The sequence below is a fragment of the Streptomyces yaizuensis genome, from assembly GCF_034961445.1.
Classification (GTDB): domain Bacteria; phylum Actinomycetota; class Actinomycetes; order Streptomycetales; family Streptomycetaceae; genus Streptomyces; species Streptomyces yaizuensis.
Genome location: NZ_BSBI01000002.1, coordinates 902,306 through 922,005 on the forward strand (window position 1 = coordinate 902,306; position 19,700 = coordinate 922,005).

The window sequence follows — 19,700 nt, forward strand, 5'->3', positions numbered from 1 at the left end:
CCGGTCGCCGCTGTTCCTGTCCCCGCCGTCACCGCCGGGCGAGGGGCGGCACGACCGGCCGCACCCCCGCCCCGCGGTACTCCCGCCCGGCGGACTCACACCCGGGGCAGGACCGCCTCCGCCAGCAGGCTCCGCACCAGCCGGGGCCCGTCCAGCGTCAGCACCGACTCCGGGTGGAACTGCACCGAGGCGAAGCCCGCCGCCCGCAGCGCGTGCACCTCCCCCGAGGCCGCGTCCCGCGCCACCGCCACCGCCACCCCCCGCCCGGCCAGCCGCCGCTCCGCCTCCCCGTCGCAGCGGGCGGTGAAGCTGTTGTAGAACCCGACCGTCTCCACCCGCCCGAACAGCTCGATCCGCTCCTGCGCCCCCTGGTACGGCTCCCGCTTGCGCACCAGCGGAAGCCCCAGCTCCGCCGCGATCAGCTCATGGCCCAGGCAGACGCCCAGCACCCCGTGCGGATGGCCGCGCAGCAGCTCGGCCGTGAGCGGGCGCAGCAGCCGCATCCGCGGATCGGCCATGTCCTCGGGATCCCCCGGCCCCGGCCCCAGGACCACGGGACCCGGGTGGGCGAGCGCCGCCTCGTACAGCCCCGGCTCGTCGTACCGCCGTACGGTCACATCGAGCCCCGACGCGCGCAGCAGATGCGCCAGCATCGTGGTGAAGGTGTCCTCCGCGTCGATCACCAGCGCCCGCGCGGTGGCCTGCGGCGGCTCGTCCTGGAGCCGCAGCCAGAACGGCGCGAGCGAGGTCCGGCGCGCGTCCAGCGCGGCCCGTACCCGGGGGTCGTCGGCGAGCCGGGGCGCGTTCGACGGCCCGGTGGGCCGCCCGGGGACCACGCCCAGCGCGGCCAGTACCCCCGCCGCCTTCGCATGGGTCTCGGCGACCTCGCCCGCCGGGTCGGAGTGGCGCACCAGCGTCGCCCCGACCGGCACCCGCAGCCCGCCCGCCGGGTCGATGTCGGCGGTACGGATCAGGATGGGCGAGTCCAGCGTCTGCGCACCCCCCGGATCCCGGCCGATGAGCGCCAGCGCCCCCGCGTAGTAGCCGCGCCCGCCCACCTCGTGCCGCTCGATGACCCGGCAGGCGTTCTGCACCGGCGAGCCGGTGACGGTCGCCGCGAACATGGTCTCCCGCAGCACGTCCCGGGCGTCCAGCGAGGTCCGGCCGCGCAGCTCGTACTCGGTGTGGGCGAGGTGCGCCATCTCCTTGAGCCGGGGCCCGACGACGACCCCGCCCCGGTCGCCGACCGCGCACATCATCTTCAGCTCCTCGTCCACGACCATGGACAGCTCGTCCCGCTCCTTGGGGTCGTCGAGGAAACGCAGCAGCGCGTCGGCGTCCGGGCCGCCCGGGGGATAGCGGAAGGTGCCGCTGATCGGGTTCATCACCACGGTGCCGCCGCTCATCCGCACATGGACCTCGGGGCTGGCGCCGACGAGGACCCGCTCGCCGGTGTGGACCACGAAGGTCCAGTACGCGCCGCGCTCGCCCGCCAGCAGCCGCCGGAAGAGGGCCAGCGCGTCCGCCCGCCCGAAGCCGGGGATCCGCCCGGCCCAGGTGCGGCGGATGACGAAGTTGGCGCCCTCGCCCCGGCCGATCTCGTCCGTGATCACCCGGCGGACGATGTCGGCGTACGCGTCGTCACCGACATCGAAGCCGCCGTCGGTCACCCGTACGGGACGGTCGGGGAGAGCCGCCAGGACGTCCGCGAGCGGCAGCTCGGAGACCTCGTCGGCCAGCAGCACACTCAGCGGGGTGCCGTCGTCGCGGACGTCGAAACCGCGCTCCCTGATCTGCCGGAACGGGACCAGCGCGAGCGCGGGCGTGTCACCGGACGGCAGGTCGGCGAGGGTGTCGCAGGTGTGGACCGGGCCGGTCAGCAGCTCGACGGCGTCCGGGGCGCGGCCCGGGGTCCGCCGGTGCAGCAGGGCGAAGGGGCGGTCGTCCGCGAGCAGCCGGGCGACGGCGGCCTCGGCGGCAGAAGCAGCAGAAGCAGCAGGAGCAGCAGGAGCGGCCTCGGCGGCAGAGGCGGTGATGGGCGGGGTGTCGGGCAGGGACATCCGGGGTCCTTCCGGTGCGTTCCAGGGCGGTGGTGCTCAGTCCGCGGGGGGAACGGCCGGCCGGGTGCTCCGGTGGAAGTGCTCCGGAAAAGCAGGAAGGCCGCCCCCTGGGCGGCCTTCGCGAGATCGTGCGCGCGCTCGGTCAGTGGGCCGCCGGATATGCGGTCCACCACCAGTTCCGGTTCTGCTGCCGGTTTGCAAGCGCGTGCATGCGGCGAACCCTACCCCAGTCCTCACCCCAGTCCTCGCGGACGGCGGAGCGACGGACGGGGTGTCTCATTTACTGGGCGGCCCGCTGGGAGGCCGCTCCGACCCCGTACTGTTGTCCGTGTGACCGTGAACGCTAAGACCACCGCTGCCGGTGGCAACACCTGGCGAGACCTGCCCGCGGCGCAGCAGCCCGAGTACCCGGATGCCGAGGCTCTGCGCGATGTGATCGCGGACCTCGAATCGTATCCGCCGCTCGTCTTCGCGGGCGAGTGCGACCAGCTGCGCGCCCGGATGGGAGCCGTCGCCAGGGGCGAGGCGTTCCTGCTCCAGGGCGGCGACTGCGCCGAGTCCTTCGACGCGGTCGGGGCCGACGACATCCGGGCCAAGCTGAAGACCCTGCTCCAGATGGGGGCGGTGCTCACCTACGCCGCCTCCGTGCCCGTGGTGAAGGTGGGCCGCATCGCCGGCCAGTACTCCAAGCCGCGTTCCAAGCCGACCGAGACCCGCGACGGCGTGACCCTGCCCACCTACCGGGGCGACTCCGTCAACGGCTTCGCCTTCACGGAGGAAGCCCGGATCCCGGACCCGCAGCGGCTCAAGCGGATGTACAACGCGTCCGCGGCGACGCTCAACCTGGTCCGCGCCTTCACCACCGGTGGCTACGCCGACCTGCGCCAGGTGCACGCCTGGAACCAGGACTTCGTGAAGTCGTCGCCCTCCGGCCAGCGCTACGAGCAGCTGGCGCGCGAGATCGACAACGCGCTGAACTTCATGGAGGCGTGCGGCACCGACCCGGCGGAGTTCCGTACGGTCGAGTTCTTCGCCTCCCACGAGGCGCTGCTGCTGGACTACGAGTCGGCGCTGACCCGGGTCGACTCCCGGACCGGCCATCTGTACGACGTCTCCGGCCACATGGTCTGGATCGGCGAGCGCACCCGCCAGCTGGACGGGGCGCACATCGAGTTCGCCTCGCGGATCCGCAACCCGATCGGGATCAAGCTGGGCCCCACCACGACCGTGGACGAGGCCCTGACCTACGTGGACCGGCTGGACCCGGACCGCGAGCCCGGCCGGCTGACCTTCATCGTCCGCATGGGCGCCGACAAGGTCCGCGACAAGCTCCCCGAGCTGGTCGAGAAGGTCACCGCGTCCGGTGCCACGGTCGCCTGGGTGACCGACCCGATGCACGGCAACACCTTCGAGGCGGCCTCCGGCCACAAGACGCGCCGGTTCGACGACGTCCTGGACGAGGTCAAGGGCTTCTTCGAGGTGCACAAGGCGCTCGGCACCCACCCCGGTGGCATCCATGTCGAGCTGACCGGTGACGACGTCACCGAGTGCGTGGGCGGCGGCGACGAGATCTTCGTCGACGATCTGCACCAGCGCTACGAGACCGCCTGCGACCCGCGGCTCAACCGCAGCCAGTCGCTGGACCTCGCGTTCCTGGTCGCGGAGATGTACCGGGACCAGTGAGGCAGCGGGCCGCCGAGCGCGGCCCGCGATGGCACGGCCGGTGGGGCGTGGATCCATGTGATCCGCGCCCCACCTGCGTTCTGCCCGCTTTGTCGGGGCGGGTGGGCCGGGTAAGGTTAGGTTAGCCTCACCGATTGACGGGAAGGCCCAGAGCAAGCCCACCCAGCGAAACCCTGACCGCGAGGCCCCCGGGAGGTGACCGGCGTGTACGTCTGCTCATGCTTCGGCATCACCGAGCAGCAGGTGAAGGAGCACGCGGACGCCGGTGCGTGCACCCCCCGGCAGATCGCGTCCGCCTCCAAGGCGGGCACCGACTGCGGGTCGTGCGTCCGCAGGATCCAGGCGCTCCTGGGCCGGGGCAGCTGTCCCCGCCGTGATCTCGCCGACCAGGGCGAGCCGGCCCTGTCGGCCGCCGTTCCCGGCCCGTCGGCTTCCGCTTCCGCTTCCGTCCCCGCCGCTGCTTCCGTTTCCGGGCTGTCTGCGTTGCGCGAGGCCGCCTGACGGTGCCGCCGTCCGCTGTGGGCCGGTACTGCCGGGCGGGTCAGCTGCCGGGCTGTTCGATCTGCTGGGCCAGATAGAGCGGCTCACCGAGGGATTCGATCAGCTCCAGCTGGGTGTCCAGGTAGTCGATGTGGTGCTCCTCGTCCGCGAGGATCGTCTCGAAGATATTGGCCGAGGTCACATCGCCCTTGGCGCGCATCACCTCGATACCGCGCTTGAGCCGGTCGATCGCCTCCACCTCGATCTGCCGGTCCGCCTGGAACATCTCCGTCACCGTCTGGCCCACCCGGACATGGAACAGGCGCTGGTAGTTCGGCAGCCCGTCCAGGAAGAGGATCCGCTCGGTGATCACATCCGCGTGCTTCATCTCGTCGATGGACTCGGACCGGGTGTAGGCGGCCAGCTTGGACCAGCCCCGGTTCTCCTGGATGCGGTAGTGGAGCCAGTACTGATTGATCGCGGTCAGCTCACCGGTCAGCTGCTCGTTGAGGAACTCGATGACCTCGGGGTCGCCCTGCATCGCGGGTGCTCCTTCCACGCGTCGATTAGCGGTGGGTCAGGTGCGCGCATCCTCGCATCGCCATCGGGACCCGTCCAGTAAGTGCCTCCTTAGTAGGAGTTGCCCGAATCCGCCCAGACCTGGTCATGACCACCCCTCCTGGTCTGTCACCATGGAGACATGGGTCAGGCGGAGAGCCGGGGACACCGCGTACCAGAGGAGTCCGCGCTTCCCCCCGGGCAGCGAGTGCAGCGCGGCTGGCCCGTCACCCACTACGGCCCGGTGCCGAAGTTCCGGCCCGAGCGATGGGAATTCCGGGTGTTCGGCGCGACCGCCGACGGGGAGAAGCACTGCTGGAACCACGCGGATTTCTCCGCCCTCCCGTACTCCAGCGTCGTCGCCGATCTGCACTGCGTGACGAAGTTCAGCATGCTGGGGGCCGAATGGGGTGGGGTGCCCGCCCGTGCGGTCGGGGAGCTGGCCCCGCCGGCGCCCGGCGTCACCCATGTCATGGTCTGGGCCGAGTACGGCTACAGCGCCAATATGCGGCTGGACGACTTCCTGGGGGAGCGCACGATCTTCGCGACCCACAAGGACGGGGAGCTGCTCACGGCCGAGCACGGCTTTCCGCTGCGGCTGATCGTACCGACGCTCTACGCCTGGAAGGGGCCCAAATGGGTCCGCGGCGTCGAGTACATGAGCGCCGACCGCCGTGGCTTCTGGGAGGAGCGCGGCTACCACAACCTCGGTGACCCGTGGCGGGAGCAGCGCTACTCGTACCAGGAGGAACCGGGCGACGGCCCGGAGCTGTGACCGGCTTCTCCGGAGCCGGAAGCCGACCCCCGATCCGTCAGTCGTCGTCGCGCAGCCGCTTCAGCAGCGCCACGTCCGCGCGGTGCCCCGGCGTACCGCCGGGCGTCTCGATGATCAGCGGCACGCCCTCGGTCGCGGGATGGCGCATCAGCTCCGCGAAGGGCTCCGCGCCTATGTGACCGGCGCCGATATTGGCGTGCCGGTCCTTGTGCGCGCCGGCCGCCTCCTGCGAGTCGTTGGCGTGGACCAGCTTCAGCCGCCCCTCGCCCACCGTCTTCACCAGCAGATCCAGCGTCCGCGTCATCCCGTCCGGCGCCGCCAGGTCATGGCCCGCCGCGTGCACATGGCAGGTGTCCAGGCAGACCCCGAGCCTCGGATGCGACTCCAGCACCTCGAAGTACGGCCCCAGGTCCGTCACCAGGGAACAGAGCGAGAAACCCTGGCCGGCCGTCGGCTCCAGCAGCAGGAACGGATCGTCGTCCCGGTCCAGCTCGTCCAGCAGCGGCAGCATCAGCTCCCGCGCCTGCGCCAGCGCCACCTCGCGCGGGCGGCCGCCCGTCGCCGAACCGGTGTGCACGACGACCCCCAGCGCTCCGATCGCCCGCGCCCGGTGCAGCGAATGCCGCATCGACTCCACCGACCGCTCCGCCGTGGCCTCCGTGTGCGAGCCGAAGTTGATCAGATACGGGGCGTGCACCCACGCCGACAGGCCCGCGTCCGCGCAGCCCGCCCGGAACGCCTCGTCCTGGGCCGGGTTCCCCGGGGGTGTCGCCCAGCCGCGCGGATTGGCGACGAAGACCTGCACCGCCTCGGCCGCCAGCTCCTTCGCGTAACCGAGCCCGGTGGTGGCGAGCCCGCCCGCGACGGGGACATGTCCGCCGACGGGATTGCGCGCCCGTGCGACCGGGGGGCCGGGGACATCGGGGCCGGGGGAGCCGGGGCCGAGAGGGTCGGGCATGAGCGGTTCTACAGTCCCTTGATCTTGATCGTGACGGTACTGCCCTCGGGCGCCCGGTTGTCCCCGCCGGGGGACTGCTTCTCCACCGTGTCGCCCAGGTAGGGGAAGTTCTTCTCCGCCTTCACCCCGAATCCGGCCTCCTCCAGCACCGAGCGGGCCTCGCTCTCGCCGAGCCCCACGACATCGGGCACGGCGGCCATCCGCGGCCCCTTCGACACGGTCAGCGTGACCGTGTCCCCGGCCGCCAGCTCGCTGTCCGCCGGCGCCGACTGGCGGGCCACGGTCCCCGCCTCGTGCGCGGAGTGCACCCGGCCGGGGGCCAGCTCCACGTCAAAGCCCGCGCCCTCCAGCTCGGCCCGCGCCTCCTCGGGCGACGCGCCGGTCACCTCCGGGACCGCGACCGGGGCGCCCTTGCTGACGACCAGCGCCACCGCCGACTCCGGATCGCGCCGCACACCCGCCTCCGGATCCGTCCGGATCACCGAACCCTGCGGCACCGTCGCACTGAACTCCCGGGTCGTCTTCCCCGGGGCAAGACCGACCCGCTCCAGCTCCCGTTCGGCGGCGGCCAGCGACTCCCCCGTCACCGACGGCACCCGGACGATCTCCGGGCCGCGCGAGACGACCAGCGTCACCGAGGCATTGCCCCGGACGCGGTCCCCCGTACCCGGATCCGTCGTGACCACCGTGCCGCGCTCGGCCGTCGCGCTGTACTCCCGCCGCACCGACCGCACGTCCAGACCCGCCGACTCCAGCGCCCGCCGGGCCTCGCTCTCGCTCTTCCCGATCACCGGCGGCACTCGCGTGAACTGCCCCGAATTGATGTACCAGACACCCGTGCCCGCGCCCAGGACCAGCAGCAACCCCACCACGACCGCCAGCACCCCGCGCCGGGGCAGCGCGGGCACCCGTACGCCCCGGACCGGCCCCGACGGCTCCTCCAGCGGCTCCGGCGGACGCGTCAGCCGCGCCGTACGCCCCGGAACCTGCGACTCCAGCGGCAGCGGGCGGGCGATCACATCCGTACGCTCCGCATCGCCGTCGGCGCCCGGCGCCCGGCTCAGCGCCCCCGGCGGCAGCAGATCCAGCTGCTCGTCGTCGAGCGCGGCCCGCGCCTGCCGGGTCAGCGCCAGCAGCGCCACCGCGTCATGGGGCCGCACCAGCGGATTGCGCGCGGTCGCCGACGCGACCAGCTCGTCCAGCTCCAGCGCGAGCCCCGGCACCGAGGCCGACGGCGCCGGGACGTCCTCGTGCAGATGCCGGTGGAGCACCTGCGCCGCCGTGTCCCCCGTGTGCGGCTTGGCGCCGGTCAGCATCTCGTACAGCACCACACCACAGGCGTACACATCGGTACGGGTGCCGCAGACACCGTCCTCGATCTGCTCCGGCGCCAGATAGGAGGCCGTGCCCAGCAGCGCCCCCGAACCGCTGGTCTGCGAGCCCACCGCCCGCACCAGACCGAAGTCGGCCACCTTCACCCGGCCGTCGTCGCCGATCAGCACGTTCTCCGGCTTGACGTCCCGGTGCACGAAACCCGCCCGGTGCGCCGCGCCGAGCGCCGCCAGCACCGGCTCCAGGACGTCCAGCGCCGCCCTCGGCCGGAGCGCCCCGCGCTCCCGCAGGACGTCACGGAGGGTGCACCCGGCGACGTACTCCATCGCCAGATAGACGTACGAGCCGTCCGTGCCCTGGTCGAAGACGCCCACCACATTGGGGTGCGCCAGCCGGGCCACCGACTTGGCCTCGCGGATGAAACGCCGTACGAACTCGGCGTCCACGGCGAGGGACGGGTGCATGACCTTGAGCGCCAGCTCACGGTCGAGCCGGGTGTCGACGGCCCGGTAGACCGTCGCCATGCCGCCGACGGCGATCCGCGCGTCCACGCGGTAGCGGCCGTCGAGCACCTGCCCGACGAGAGGGTCCTGGAGGGTCGTGTCCACCCCGCGATTCTACGAGCCGCCTCCGGGCGGGCCGCCGCACCCGACGGCGGACCGCCCGAAAGGTGCCGAGCTGTGACACGCCCCGCGGGCCCGGGAAGCGTTACGGGGGGTGATGACGGGCAGGTGATTCCGGGGCGGGCGGCGAACGCCGGCCGTTCAGAACGCCGGCCGCTCAGAACGCCGGCCGTACAGAGCGTCGGCCGCTCAGAACGCGGGCCGCTCCGGATCCAGCTCCGCCATCCCCGAGGCGGGCGACGACGCCCGGGCGAAGTGCCGCCGGGGAATCCGGCCCGCCCGGTGGGCGAGCCGGCCGCCCTCGACCGCGTGCCGCATCGCCTCCGCCATCAGCGCCGGCTCCTGCGCCCGCGTCACCGCCGACGCCAGCATCACCGCCGCGCACCCCAGCTCCATCGCCAGCGCCGCGTCCGACGCCGTACCCGCCCCCGCGTCCAGGATCACCGGCACCCGCGCCTGCTCCGCGATCAGCTGGAAATTGTGCGGATTGCGGATCCCGAGACCGGAGCCGATCGGCGAGCCCAGCGGCATCACCGCCGCACACCCCACGTCCTGGAGCCGCCGCGCCAGCACCGGGTCGTCGTTCGTGTACGGCAGCACCGTGAAACCGTCGTCGACCAGCACCTCCGCCGCGTCCAGCAGCTCGATCGGATCGGGCAGCAGGGTCCGCTCGTCCGCGATCACCTCCAGCTTGATCCAGTCGGTGCCCAGGGCCTCCCGCGCCAGCCGGGCGGTCAGCACCGCCTCACCGGCGGTGAAACACCCCGCCGTGTTCGGCAGCACCCGGATCGACAGCCGCTCCAGCAGCGACAGCACCGAGCCCCGCACCGTCGGGTCGATCCGGCGCATCGCCACCGTCGTCAGCTCGGTGCCGCTCGCGACCAGGGCCCGCTCCAGCACCTCCAGGCTGGGCGCCCCGCCCGTACCCATGATCAGCCGGGAGTCGAACGTCGTGCCGCCGATGGTCAACCGGTCGTCGGACATGGCTCAGCCTCCCTGTACGGCGGTCAGGACCTCGACCCGGTCGCCGTCCCCGAGCGCCACAAGACCCCAGCGGCCGCGCGGCACCACCGTCTCGTTCACGGCCGCGGCCACCCCGCTCGCCGCCGGGGTGAGCTGCGCGACCAGCGCGCCCAGCGTGGTCCCCCCGGCGACTTCACGCCGCTCGCCATTGACGCTCACGGTCACCACGGCCGGATGCGTACTCATACGGGCTGCTCCTGTCCCACGAGTTCTCCAGGTTCTACGGGTTGTTCCCGGCGGGATGCGGGCACGGAGAAGCGGCGGGGGGTGAAGGGGGCCGCCTCCCCGGGCAGCGCGCCCCCGGTCAGCGCGTCCGCCAGCGCGTCCCCGGTCACCGGGGCCAGCAGCACCCCGTTGCGGTGGTGGCCCGTCGCCAGCGACAGCCCCGGCAGCTCCGTCGGCCCGAGCAGCGGGGCGTTGTCCGGCGAACAGGGCCGCAGCCCCGCACGGGTCTCCGTCAGCGGCAGCTCGGTGATGCCCGGCACCAGCTCATGGGCGTCCCGCAGCAGCTCGTACACCCCGCCGGCGGTGACCGTGGTGTCCCAGCCCAGCTCCTCGCTGGTGGCGCCGACGACGAGTTCCCCGCCGGCACGCGGTACGAGATAGACATGACTGCCGCGCACCACGGCCCGCACGGTCCGGGACAGGAGCGGCGGCCGGCCGGCGCTGTGGCCCGGCGGGGTGAGGGAGAGCCGCAGCACCTGGCCCTTCACCGGGCGGATCGGCACCGCGACCTCCTCCGGCACACCCGCGAGCCGGCCGCTCAGGCTGCCCGCCGCCAGGACCACCGACCCGGCCCCCGGCGCCGTACCGTCCGAGAGCACGGCCCCCGTCGCCCGGCCCCGGGCGACGGTCAGCCGCTCGGCGCGGGCCCGGTGGAAGCGGACCCCGGCGCGCTCGCAGGCGGTGAGCAGGGCCGCGATCAGCCGGCGCGGATCGACCTGGTGGTCGCCGTCCACCCGCAGCCCGCCGCGCACCCCCGGCGCCAGCATCGGTTCGAGCCGACGGCACTCCCGGCCGGTCAGCCACTCCGACTCCAGACCGCAGCGGAGCTGGAGCGCATGCAGTTCGCGCAGGTGGGCGCGGTCGTCGGCGTCGAGGGCGACGGCGAGCGTGCCGGAGGCCCGGTAGCCCACGCGCTGTCCGGCCGCCTCCTCCAGCTCGGCGACGAACGCGGGGTAGCGGCGGGCGGAGGCGAGATTGAGCGCGAGCAGCGTCTCCTCGCCGTAGTGGAGTTCGGTGACGGCCGCGAGCATCCCGGCGGCGACCTGGGCGGCACCACCGCCGGGCGCCGGGTCGGCGACGGCCACGGACAGCCCGCGCCCCGCCGCGCGCCAGGCCGTGACCAGGCCGATGAGTCCGCCCCCGATGATCAGGACGTCCGAGGTGGCTTCCCGTGATTCCCGAGTGGCTTCCCGTGTGCAGGGGATCGGTGGCATGGGTGTTCGGCTCCTCCCTTCGCCGGCATGACCCGGATCAGGTTCGTACGGTCGGAGGCCGGCCAGCCTCCCTCTCAGCCCGGTGCGTCCGGGCTCCCGCGAGTGCTTTACGGTGGCCACCCTAACCCCAGGGCTCCGCGGCCGTTAAGTACGGTGTGCCCCCGGCGGGTTCACCGGGCGGCCTGCCGTCGGCCTGTCGGCGGTCCGCCGGCGGCTCGGTGCCCGGACACGGAACACGGCGCGAGGAGTACGGACATGGCACGGTCGCTCGACGGAATCGTCCTGGCCCCGGTGGTGGACCAGGCCCCCGGACAGGTGGGCACCGGGACCCGGTTCGTCTACCACGAGCGGGACGGCCGGATCTGGGCCGAGTACACGGGCGGCGACATCGTCCGCGGCTACCTCGTCGGCACCCGCGCGGGCGACCGCATCGACTTCCGCTACGTCCAGCTGCGCACCGACGCCACCACGGCCACGGGCCACTGCGTCTCCGAGGTGACCGAGCTGCCCGACGGCCGGATCCGGCTGGCGGAGAGCTGGGAGTGGGAGTCGCGGGAGGGCAGCGGCACCAGCGTGGTCGAGGAGGTGCGCTGACGCCGGGGGATCCGTCCCGTCTGACGTACGGTCAGGTGCGAGTGCGTAAGGTTGACGCGTGAGCGAGCAGCCGGAACAGACAGAGCGGACGGCACCGGCAGAGCCGGCCGGGGGCCCGACGAAGGGGTGGCGCGTCGTCGTCGCCGGCGCGGGCATGGCCGGCGTGCAGACCGCCGTCGCCCTGCGCGGCCAGGGCTTCACCGGGGCGATCACCCTGATCGGCGCCGAACCCCACCAGCCGTACGACCGGCCCCCGCTCTCCAAGGCGGTCCTCCTCGGCACGGCCGAGGGCTCCGCGTTCGACGTCGACTTCGAAGGACTCGGCATCGAGCTGCGGCTCGGCCTCGCCGTGACCGGGGTGCGCCCCGGCGCCCACGAGCTGGACACCGAGGCCGGTCCGGTGCCGTACGACACCCTGGTCGTCGCCACCGGCGCCGAACCGCTCACCCTGCCCGGCGCCGCGGCCGTACCCGGCGTCCATCTGCTGCGCACCCTGGACGACGCGGCCCGGCTCCGGCCCGTCCTGGAGCGCAAGCACGACATCGTGGTCGTCGGCGCGGGCTGGATCGGCGCCGAGTTCGCGACCGCCGCCCGGGAGGCCGGATGCGCGGTCACCGTGGTGGAGGCCGCCGACCGGCTGCTCGCCGGGATCCTGCCCGCCGAGGTCACCGCCCCCATGGCCGACTGGTACGCCGAGCGCGGCGTGGATCTGGTCCTCGGCGCCCGGGTCGAGAGCGTCGAGGAGGGCACGGTGGTCCTCGCGGACGGCCGCCAGATCCCCGCCGACGCGGTCGTCGTCGGGATCGGGGCCCGGCCCGCCACCGGCTGGCTCGCCGGTTCCGGGATCGCGACCGGGCCCGACGGGGCGATCACGGCCGACGCGTCGCTGCGCACCTCGCTGCCGGACGTGTACGCGGTGGGGGACTGCGCCTCCTTCCCGTCGGCCCGCTACGGGCGCAGGCTCCTCGTCCACCACTGGGACAACGCGCTCCAGGGGCCGAGGACGGTGGCCGCGCAGGTCGTCGCCGATGCCGATGCCGATGCCGCGGCCGGTGGGGTGCGGGAGGCGCGGGACGCCCCGGCCGGTCCGCCGCCGTACGACCCGGTGCCGTACTTCTGGTCCGAGCAGTTCGGCCGCTTCGTGCAGTACGCGGGCGACCACGCGGGGGCCGACACCCTGCTGTGGCGGGGCCGCCCCGGGGAAGGTCCTGCCTGGTCGGTGCTGTGGCTGCGGGACGGCGCCCTGGTCGCGCTGCTCACCGTCGACGCCCCCCGGGACCTCGCCCAGGGCCGCAAGCTCATGCTGGCCGGCGCACGGCTGGATCCGGGGCGGGCGGCGGACCCCTCCGTACCCCTGAAGGCCGCGTCCATCTGAACGGCCGATTTCGCGAGAACGCGGCCCTGAGCTGCGTGGACGGCGGGGCGGCCGGAAGCGGGCGCGGGCGTCGCACGGCCCCCCGGCTACCGGCTGTCAGTCCTGGATGGCACGCTTGTCCTGTGACCGAGATTGACGCAAAGACCGATGCTCTCGTCCCTGCCTGGCTGACCCTTCCCGATATCGCGGAACGGCTCGATGTCGAGGTGACGCGTGTGAGACAGCTGGTCAAGGAGGGCCAGCTGATCGCCGTGCGCCGGGGAGAGAACAGGGCGCTGCACGTGCCCGCCGCCTTCATCAGCGGCGACAAGGTGGTGAAGGGGCTCTCCGGGACCCTGACGCTGCTGAAGGACGACGGCTTCACCGACGAAGAGATGCTGGAGTGGCTCTTCACCCCGGACCCGTCCCTGCCCGGCACCCCGGCGCAGGCACTCGCGGAGAACCGCGGTACGGAGGTGAAGCGCAGGGCGCAGGCCCTCGCCGTCTGACGATCGCGGGCGCCGCCGGCCGGCCGCCCCCACCGCGGGGTGGCCGGCCGGTGGACCCGGCGCGGCCGTGCCCTTCTTGCCTGCGCCCCTTCCGCCCGACAGCCCGAAGACCTGCTGCACCGACGTACGACGCTCGACGCTCGATGTTCAACGCTTGACGGACGACGCTCGACGCTCGACGGACCGACCCGGGGGGACCCATCACCATGTCTACGGCGCGCGCCTCGCTCACGGACGCCCGGCTCTACCTCTGCACCGACGCCCGCAGACGCCAGGGCGACCTGCCGGACTTCCTCGACGCCGTCCTCGGCGCCGGGGTCGATGTCGTCCAGCTCCGCGACAAGGGCCTGGAGGCCGCCGAGGAACTGGACCACCTGCGGGTCTTCGCCGACGCCTGCCGCCGCCACGGCACCCTCCTCGCGGTGAACGACCGGGCGGACATCGCCCACGCCATCGGCGCGGACGTGCTCCACCTGGGCCAGGGCGACCTGCCCGTCCCGGCCGCCCGCGCCATCGTCGGCGACGGCCCCCTGATCGGGCGCTCCACCCACAGCGCCGCCGAGGCGGCCGCCGCGGCCGCCGAACCGGGCGTGGACTACTTCTGCACCGGGCCCTGCTGGCCCACCCCCACCAAGCCCGGCCGCCCCGCCCCCGGCCTCGACCTGGTCCGCTCCACCGCCGCGCTGGGCACCGACCGCCCCTGGTTCGCCATCGGAGGCATCGACGCCGGCAATCTCGACGCCGTGCTCGACGCCGGGGCCCGCCGGATCGTCGTCGTCCGCGCGATCACCGAGGCCGACGACCCCGCCGCCGCGACCGCCCAGCTCAGCGCCCGGATCAGAGCCCTGCCCCTGCCCGTTGCGGCCGGATTCTGACCTGTTTCCCGCCGGTGTGACGATCACGCTCTCGGCGAACATCACCTGTCCGAAAGGTGGACTCCGGTTGGGTGACCCCCAGAGGCTGGATAGCCTGGCGTTCATGGCCCTAGGAACCCCCTCCACCAGGACGGATCGCGCACGTACCGTGCGCGAGATGCTTGCGACCGGACGCACGACCCACTCGTTCGAGTTCTGGGCCCCGAAGACGGAAAAGGGCGAACGGAACCTCTGGAACGCCCTGCGCCGGGTCGAAGCGGTGGCCCCCAGCTTCGTCTCCGTGACCTACGGCGCCGGCGGCTCCACCCGCGAGGGCACCGTCCGCGCCACCGAGCAGATCGCCGCCGACACCACGCTGACGCCCGTCGCCCACCTCACGGCCGTCAACCACTCCATCGCCGAACTGCGCAACATGGTCGGCCAGTACGCCGACGCCGGGATCCGCAACATCCTCGCCGTCCGGGGCGACCCGCCCGGGGACCCCATGGCGGAGTGGGTCGAGCACCCCGAGGGCGTGCGGTACGCGGCGGACCTGGTCCATCTCATCAAGGAGTCCGGCGACTTCTGCGTGGGCGTCGCCGCCTTCCCGGAGATGCACCCCCGCTCGACGGACTGGGACACCGACATCCGCCACTTCACCGACAAGTGCCGGGCCGGAGCCGACTACGCCATCACCCAGATGTTCTTCCGGCCCGAGGACTACTTCCGGCTGCGCGACCGGGTCCAGGCGGCCGGGTGCGACACCCCGATCATCCCCGAGATCATGCCGATCACCAGCGTCAGACAACTGGAGCGCTTCGCCCAGCTCAGCAACGCCCAGGTGCCCGAGGGACTGAAAGAACGGATCCTCGGAGTCAAGGACGACCCGGCGGCTGTACGCTCCTTGGGAATCGAGTTCGCGACAGAGTTCTGTGCCGAACTGCTCGCCGAGGGTGTTCCCGGTCTGCACTTCATCACGCTCAACAACTCCACCGCGACACTGGAGATATACGAGAATCTCGGGCTGCACCAGCAGCCCTGACCGGCCGTGCCCGCCCCGGGTCGGGGCGACGGCCGCAGGAGAGGGGCGGGCATGGGCTGGACGGTCCTCTACATCGCGTTCGGCGTCGTCGCGCTGTGGCTGCTCGGCGAAGTGCTGTTGCAGTACAAGGCACGGCTGCGCTGGCGGCTGCTCGCCTTCTGCGGATTCCTCGGCGTGGTCGCCGGGGTGCTGATGTCCTCCGTGGTCGTGATCGGGCTCGGCGCGATCGCCTTCGCGGCGGGACAGACCTTCGTGACCCTCTCCTTCCGGAAGGGTTACTCCACCGGCTGGGCCATCGGCGGCCGCCCCGGCGCCAGCCGGCGCCGCAGGGGCCGGGAGGAGGCCGCGCAGACCGACGGCCCGCGCGGCCCCGCCCTCCAGGTCTCCGGCCTGGAGGAGACACCCGCCGGCCCGGACGGGACCGGCGTCGACCCCGTCTACCAGCCGCAGCCGATGCCGGACGACACCAACGGCTACGGCGTCTACACCGGCGGCTTCGACGACCCCGCCGCCGGACCGGGCGACCACCACCCCCGCCAGGACGACGACTTCCCGCCCTACGACCCGTACGCGAACGGCCCGTCCCACCCGGGCGGCCCGGACGGCATGCCCACCCCGCCGTACGACATGCCCGACATGCCCGGAGTCCCGGCGGAGACCCAGCAGTTCCCCGCGTACGCCGACCCCTACGGCGACGGCCGCCCCTTCCAGACCGGCACGTACGACCCCGTCGACAGCTTCGGCAACCCCCAGCCGTACGAACCCGACCCGTACTACCCCCAGCAGCCCCCGCACCCGTCGGCCCCGTCCTACCTGACCGACACACCCCCCGGCGGAGTCTGGGTCCCCCAGCAGCGCGACGCGGACCTCCCGCAGCCGCCGGTGGACCACCCGTTCGACTACGACCAGGGCCCCAACGAGCAGCGCTACCCGCAGTATTAGTTTTTCGCGGGCCCGGTTCGCCTCCGGGGCGCCGGTGCGAGTGCCGACGGTCGATCGCGCTCCGGGCATCGTTGTCGGCGTACCGGTGGTCGGCTCACTCGCACGGAGGGCAGCGTTCTCGGGGCGGAGGCGAACGCCCGGTACGGCACTCGGCGCATCCGCACGGGGCCGGGCAAGCCGGGGCCTCGGCTCACTGGGAGCCCCGGAAGTCCGCCCCTTCCACGATCAGGCCCGCGACCAGGGCGCCCGACATTCCGGCGTGGGCGAGACCGCCCCCGGGGTGGGCGTGGCCGCCGGCCAGATACAGGCCCGGCAGGCGGGTCGTGTTCGCCGGGTGGAGATGGCGGCCGCCCGGTCCGGCGAGGGCGGGGGCCGGGGTCGACCCGGTCTCGGCGGGGGTCAGGACCTCCCGCCACAGCAGCCGCTCCCGCAGCGCGCCGGGGCTCTCGCCCAGCGCCCGCGCCGCCGCGTCCACCAGCGTCTCCGCGTACCGCTCCCGCAGGGCGCCGTCGCTCCAGTCGACCCCGCCGGACGGGCCCGCGACCGTCGCCGAGAGGGTCACGGCCTCGTGGTCCCCGTCGGGCCGGCCGGCCGGATCGTCCGGCCGGGACACGGTGACCGTGGGCCGGTCGGCGAGCCGGCCGCCGAAGACGGCCTCCGCCTCGGCCCCGGTGTCGGGGGAGTGGACCACCGTGCGGTGCGCCGCCGACCGAGGGCGCGCGCCCCGCAGCGCCAGCAGCACCGTGAACCGGCCCGGAAGCCCCCCGGCGGCCTCCGCCCGGGGCCGTACATCCCCCGCGGCCCACAGCTCGCGGCCCGCCGGCGGCACCGCTCCCGTGCAGGCCACCACATGATCGGCGGGCACGACCTCGCCGCCGGCCAGCTCCACGCCCGCCGCCCGGCCGTCCTTCTCCACGACCGAGACGACCTCGGCGCCGAAGACGAACTCCACCCGGCGGGCCACGCACCGCTCGTACACCGCGCGGGCCAGCTCGCGCAGCCCGCCCGTCACATACCAGCTGCCGAACGTCTGCTCCATGTACGGCAGCAGCGACGCGCCCGCCGGGGCGTGCCGGGGATCGAGCCCGTACCCCAGGACACAGCCGTCGAGGAGGGCGGCGAGCCGGGGGTCGGCCAGCTCCCGGGCGCCGACCTCGGCCACCGTGGACGCCTGCCGGGTGCGCAGCAGACGGCGCTGCCGGAGGGCGGGGTAGGGGTCGCGCTCCAGCAGCTGCCGGTCGGGCCGGAGCGGCTCCTCCAGGAGCGGCCGGCGGGAGCGGTCCCAGGCGTCGCGGGCGCGGCCCAGGAAGTCCCCCCAGCGCTCGCCCGCGCCCCCGCCGAGCGCCGCGTCCAGCGCGGAGACGATCCCCGCCCGGGAGGCATTGGGGAGGGTGACCCGGGTGCCGTCGGCGAAGAGATGGCTGCTCGCCGGGTCGACCTGGACCAGGCCGACGCACTTCTCCAGCGGCTCGCGCCCGGTCTTGAGGAACAGATCCCGCCAGACGGCGGGCAGATGCACCAGCCCCGGGCCCGTGTCGAAGACGAAACCGGCGCGCTCGAAGGAGCCCACCGCGCCGCCGTATGTCGCCGCGCGCTCGTACACCGCCACCCGGTGGCCTGCCACGGCCAGCCGGGCGGCGGTCGCCATCGCGCCCATCCCGGCGCCGATCACCGCAATCCGTGCCATGCCGAAGACTCTAGCGACCGCCACTGACAGTCACCCCAGGGCGGGGTGCCGGGCCGGTCTCAGCCGGGCGGCCCGCCCGTCGACGCGATCCGCCTCTCCTCGCGGAGCTGGGCCCTGCGGCGCAGATACCGCCGGATCCGCGCCGCGAGCAGCGCCACCGCGACCACGCCCAGCACCAGCAGCACACCGGCGACGCCCGCCGCCGCCACCGGGTGGAACATGGCGAAGGTGAGCACCCCGGCGACCCCCAGGTCCTCGGCGGTGCTCACCCCGATGTTGCTGAAGGGCTCCGGTGAGGTGTTGACGGCCATCCGGGTCCCGGCCTTGACGAGATGGCTGGTCAGCGCGGTCGTACCGCCCACGGCACCGGCGGCGAGTTCCGGCAGCGAACCGGACTCCCCGGCCAGCAGAGCGGCCACGACGGCGCCCGTGACGGGCCGGATCACCGTATGGACCGCGTCCCAGGCCGAATCCACGTACGGAATCTTGTCCGCGACCGCCTCGCAGAGGAAGAGCACCCCGGCGGTGATCATCACATCGGTGCGCTGGAGGGCCTGCGGCACTTCGTCGGAGAGCCCGGTCCGACCGAAGACACCGAGCAGCAGCACGGCGGCGTACGCGTTGATTCCGCTGGCCCAGCCGCTGGTGAAGACGAGGGGGAGGACGGACACGGACGCGATCGTAGCCAGCGGGACCGGCCTGCGGCGGGTGCACACGCTCAGGTCTGAGTACGGGTACCCAGGCGGCGAGATGAGTACGGGGACGGATGGGAACAGGGCCGTCCGGAGGGGAAAGTGGACTCCACCGAAAGGGCCGCGGCGCCGGGACCGCCGACACGGGGTGGCGGAGACGGCGCGGCTCCCCGGAGGTGACACGGGGGAAGGGCCGGGGAGTACCGGGAGATCCGGGAGACCCCGGATATCGGGGGAAAATCGGGGGAAAATCGGGGGAACAGAGAAAACAGGGGGAACGACCGTACGGGGGAACACGGGGGAACGGAAGGTGCCGGTCCGGTCACGACTCGGGGGGATCGAGTCATGCCGGACCGGCACTTTTTCGTAGTCGGTCCCCGGTCCCCGGACGCACGCCGTGGCGGTGTGTGGTCCCGGGGCCTGGCGTCCCGTCGTCAGCGGCCGCTCACCCGGCCGTGCAGCAGCCGCGACAGCGCGGCGTGCACATCGTCCAGGGACCGTTCGCGCTGGAACGACTGCCAGTCCAGCGCCGCCACGAGCACCATGCCCACCAGCGCCGCCGCCGTGAGCGAGATATCGATCTCCTCGCTCAGTTCCTCGTTCTCGACGGCCTCTCGCAACACCGTCTCGACCACCGCGACCGCCTGCTGACGGACCCCCATGAGGGTCGACTGCCAGGCCCGGTTGGTCCGCCACAGCTCGGCGACGAACAGCTGGGTGAAGGCCGGGTAGGTGTCGATGAAGACCAGACCGGCCCTGATCATCGCGTCCAGGGCCGCGACCTTCGTACCGCCGCGGCGGGCGGTCTCGTCGGCGGCGTTCTGGAGCGACGCGGTCAGCAGGCCGACCCCGTACCGCAGCAGCTCCTCAAAGAGTTCGGTCTTGCTCTTGAAGTTGTAGTAGACCGTGCCCTTGGCGACACCGGCGCGCTCGGCGATCTCGTCCACCGTGGTCGCGGAGAAGCCCTGCTCGGCGATGAGCGTCACCGCGGCCTCGTAGAGCTTCGCCCGGGTGGCCCGGCGTCTGGTGCTGCTGCTGTCCGTCACGTCCATGGTGTCGATTCTCACAGGTCTCGGGGGTTTGCCGGGCCTCGTT

At 73.3% G+C, this 19,700-nt stretch carries 20 protein-coding genes and 1 riboswitch; of the genes, 9 read left to right on the forward strand and 11 right to left on the reverse strand.

Annotated elements, in window-relative coordinates; translation table 11 throughout:
* Nucleotides 1–95: 95 nt before the first annotated feature.
* Together SYYSPA8_RS07750 and SYYSPA8_RS38320 are read right to left on the reverse strand one after the other, a co-directional pair.
* A complete protein-coding gene (locus tag SYYSPA8_RS07750; RefSeq protein ID WP_323446210.1) occupies nucleotides 96–2,060 on the reverse strand; it encodes an anthranilate synthase family protein in 1,965 nt (654 codons plus the stop codon).
* Between the two features lie 142 nt (nucleotides 2,061–2,202).
* Nucleotides 2,203–2,340 (reverse strand): trp operon leader peptide, encoded by a 138-nt coding sequence (locus SYYSPA8_RS38320; RefSeq protein WP_407705924.1) that lies wholly within the window; start codon nucleotides 2,338–2,340, stop codon nucleotides 2,203–2,205.
* 50 nt (nucleotides 2,341–2,390) lie between these two features.
* Between SYYSPA8_RS38320 and SYYSPA8_RS07755 the strand changes: the two genes are divergently transcribed.
* Complete coding sequence (locus SYYSPA8_RS07755) at nucleotides 2,391–3,743, forward strand: class II 3-deoxy-7-phosphoheptulonate synthase (RefSeq protein ID WP_323446211.1); 1,353 nt, start codon at nucleotides 2,391–2,393, stop codon at nucleotides 3,741–3,743.
* A 195-nt stretch (nucleotides 3,744–3,938) separates the two neighbouring features.
* The gene (locus SYYSPA8_RS07760; RefSeq protein ID WP_407705925.1) at nucleotides 3,939–4,244 is read left to right on the forward strand and encodes a (2Fe-2S)-binding protein; all 306 of its coding nucleotides are present in this window, start codon (nucleotides 3,939–3,941) and stop codon (nucleotides 4,242–4,244) included.
* 40 nt (nucleotides 4,245–4,284) lie between these two features.
* Here SYYSPA8_RS07760 and bfr read toward each other — a convergent pair whose 3' ends face one another.
* Entirely contained in the window at nucleotides 4,285–4,764 is a 480-nt protein-coding gene (bfr, locus tag SYYSPA8_RS07765) for a bacterioferritin (RefSeq protein ID WP_323446213.1), read from the reverse strand.
* 159 nt (nucleotides 4,765–4,923) lie between these two features.
* On the opposite strand from bfr, the gene SYYSPA8_RS07770 reads away from it, so the two are divergent.
* Entirely contained in the window at nucleotides 4,924–5,556 is a 633-nt protein-coding gene (locus SYYSPA8_RS07770) for a sulfite oxidase-like oxidoreductase (RefSeq protein ID WP_323446214.1), read from the forward strand.
* 37 nt (nucleotides 5,557–5,593) lie between these two features.
* Here SYYSPA8_RS07770 and SYYSPA8_RS07775 read toward each other — a convergent pair whose 3' ends face one another.
* From SYYSPA8_RS07775 to thiO, 5 genes are all read right to left on the reverse strand, one after another.
* Nucleotides 5,594–6,514, reverse strand: coding sequence for a deoxyribonuclease IV (locus SYYSPA8_RS07775; RefSeq protein WP_323446215.1), 921 nt, complete (start codon nucleotides 6,512–6,514; stop codon nucleotides 5,594–5,596).
* An 8-nt stretch (nucleotides 6,515–6,522) separates the two neighbouring features.
* Nucleotides 6,523–8,454 (reverse strand): Stk1 family PASTA domain-containing Ser/Thr kinase, encoded by a 1,932-nt coding sequence (pknB, locus tag SYYSPA8_RS07780; RefSeq protein WP_323446216.1) that lies wholly within the window; start codon nucleotides 8,452–8,454, stop codon nucleotides 6,523–6,525.
* A gap of 204 nt (nucleotides 8,455–8,658) precedes the next feature.
* The gene (locus SYYSPA8_RS07785) at nucleotides 8,659–9,453 is read right to left on the reverse strand and encodes a thiazole synthase (protein WP_323446217.1); all 795 of its coding nucleotides are present in this window, start codon (nucleotides 9,451–9,453) and stop codon (nucleotides 8,659–8,661) included.
* 3 nt (nucleotides 9,454–9,456) lie between these two features.
* Nucleotides 9,457–9,678, reverse strand: a complete 222-nt coding sequence (gene thiS / locus SYYSPA8_RS07790; RefSeq protein ID WP_323446218.1) for a sulfur carrier protein ThiS — start codon at nucleotides 9,676–9,678, stop codon at nucleotides 9,457–9,459.
* Nucleotides 9,675–10,931: a glycine oxidase ThiO gene (thiO, locus tag SYYSPA8_RS07795; RefSeq protein WP_323446219.1), complete on the reverse strand. Its 1,257-nt coding sequence runs from the start codon at nucleotides 10,929–10,931 to the stop codon at nucleotides 9,675–9,677. Before thiO ends, thiS begins: the two co-directional genes overlap by 4 nt.
* A riboswitch (TPP riboswitch) is annotated at nucleotides 10,928–11,041 on the reverse strand. Its footprint overlaps the gene before it by 4 nt.
* Nucleotides 11,042–11,186: 145 nt before the next feature.
* Here thiO and SYYSPA8_RS07800 point away from each other — a divergent pair.
* From SYYSPA8_RS07800 to SYYSPA8_RS07825, 6 genes are all read left to right on the forward strand, one after another.
* Entirely contained in the window at nucleotides 11,187–11,525 is a 339-nt protein-coding gene (locus tag SYYSPA8_RS07800) for a hypothetical protein (RefSeq protein ID WP_323446220.1), read from the forward strand.
* Between the two features lie 58 nt (nucleotides 11,526–11,583).
* On the forward strand, nucleotides 11,584–12,900 hold the full coding sequence (locus SYYSPA8_RS07805) for an NAD(P)/FAD-dependent oxidoreductase (RefSeq protein ID WP_407705926.1): 1,317 nt from the start codon (nucleotides 11,584–11,586) through the stop codon (nucleotides 12,898–12,900).
* A gap of 122 nt (nucleotides 12,901–13,022) precedes the next feature.
* The gene (locus SYYSPA8_RS07810; RefSeq protein WP_323446221.1) at nucleotides 13,023–13,388 is read left to right on the forward strand and encodes an Rv2175c family DNA-binding protein; all 366 of its coding nucleotides are present in this window, start codon (nucleotides 13,023–13,025) and stop codon (nucleotides 13,386–13,388) included.
* Nucleotides 13,389–13,594: 206 nt separating this feature from the next.
* Entirely contained in the window at nucleotides 13,595–14,263 is a 669-nt protein-coding gene (gene thiE, locus SYYSPA8_RS07815) for a thiamine phosphate synthase (RefSeq protein ID WP_323446222.1), read from the forward strand.
* Between the two features lie 103 nt (nucleotides 14,264–14,366).
* Complete coding sequence (gene metF / locus SYYSPA8_RS07820; protein WP_323446223.1) at nucleotides 14,367–15,284, forward strand: methylenetetrahydrofolate reductase [NAD(P)H]; 918 nt, start codon at nucleotides 14,367–14,369, stop codon at nucleotides 15,282–15,284.
* Nucleotides 15,285–15,335: 51 nt separating this feature from the next.
* Nucleotides 15,336–16,226 carry a hypothetical protein gene (locus SYYSPA8_RS07825; RefSeq protein ID WP_323446224.1) on the forward strand — a complete coding sequence of 297 codons (891 nt, stop codon included), beginning with the start codon at nucleotides 15,336–15,338 and terminating at the stop codon, nucleotides 16,224–16,226.
* Nucleotides 16,227–16,416: 190 nt separating this feature from the next.
* Here the strand turns inward: SYYSPA8_RS07825 and SYYSPA8_RS07830 are convergent, their stop codons facing one another.
* From SYYSPA8_RS07830 to SYYSPA8_RS07840, 3 genes are all read right to left on the reverse strand, one after another.
* The gene (locus SYYSPA8_RS07830; protein ID WP_323446225.1) at nucleotides 16,417–17,913 is read right to left on the reverse strand and encodes a phytoene desaturase family protein; all 1,497 of its coding nucleotides are present in this window, start codon (nucleotides 17,911–17,913) and stop codon (nucleotides 16,417–16,419) included.
* Nucleotides 17,914–17,972: 59 nt separating this feature from the next.
* Nucleotides 17,973–18,584, reverse strand: coding sequence for a DUF4126 domain-containing protein (locus SYYSPA8_RS07835; protein WP_323446226.1), 612 nt, complete (start codon nucleotides 18,582–18,584; stop codon nucleotides 17,973–17,975).
* A gap of 455 nt (nucleotides 18,585–19,039) precedes the next feature.
* Nucleotides 19,040–19,657: a TetR/AcrR family transcriptional regulator gene (locus tag SYYSPA8_RS07840; protein ID WP_323446227.1), complete on the reverse strand. Its 618-nt coding sequence runs from the start codon at nucleotides 19,655–19,657 to the stop codon at nucleotides 19,040–19,042.
* Nucleotides 19,658–19,700 lie beyond the last annotated feature (43 nt).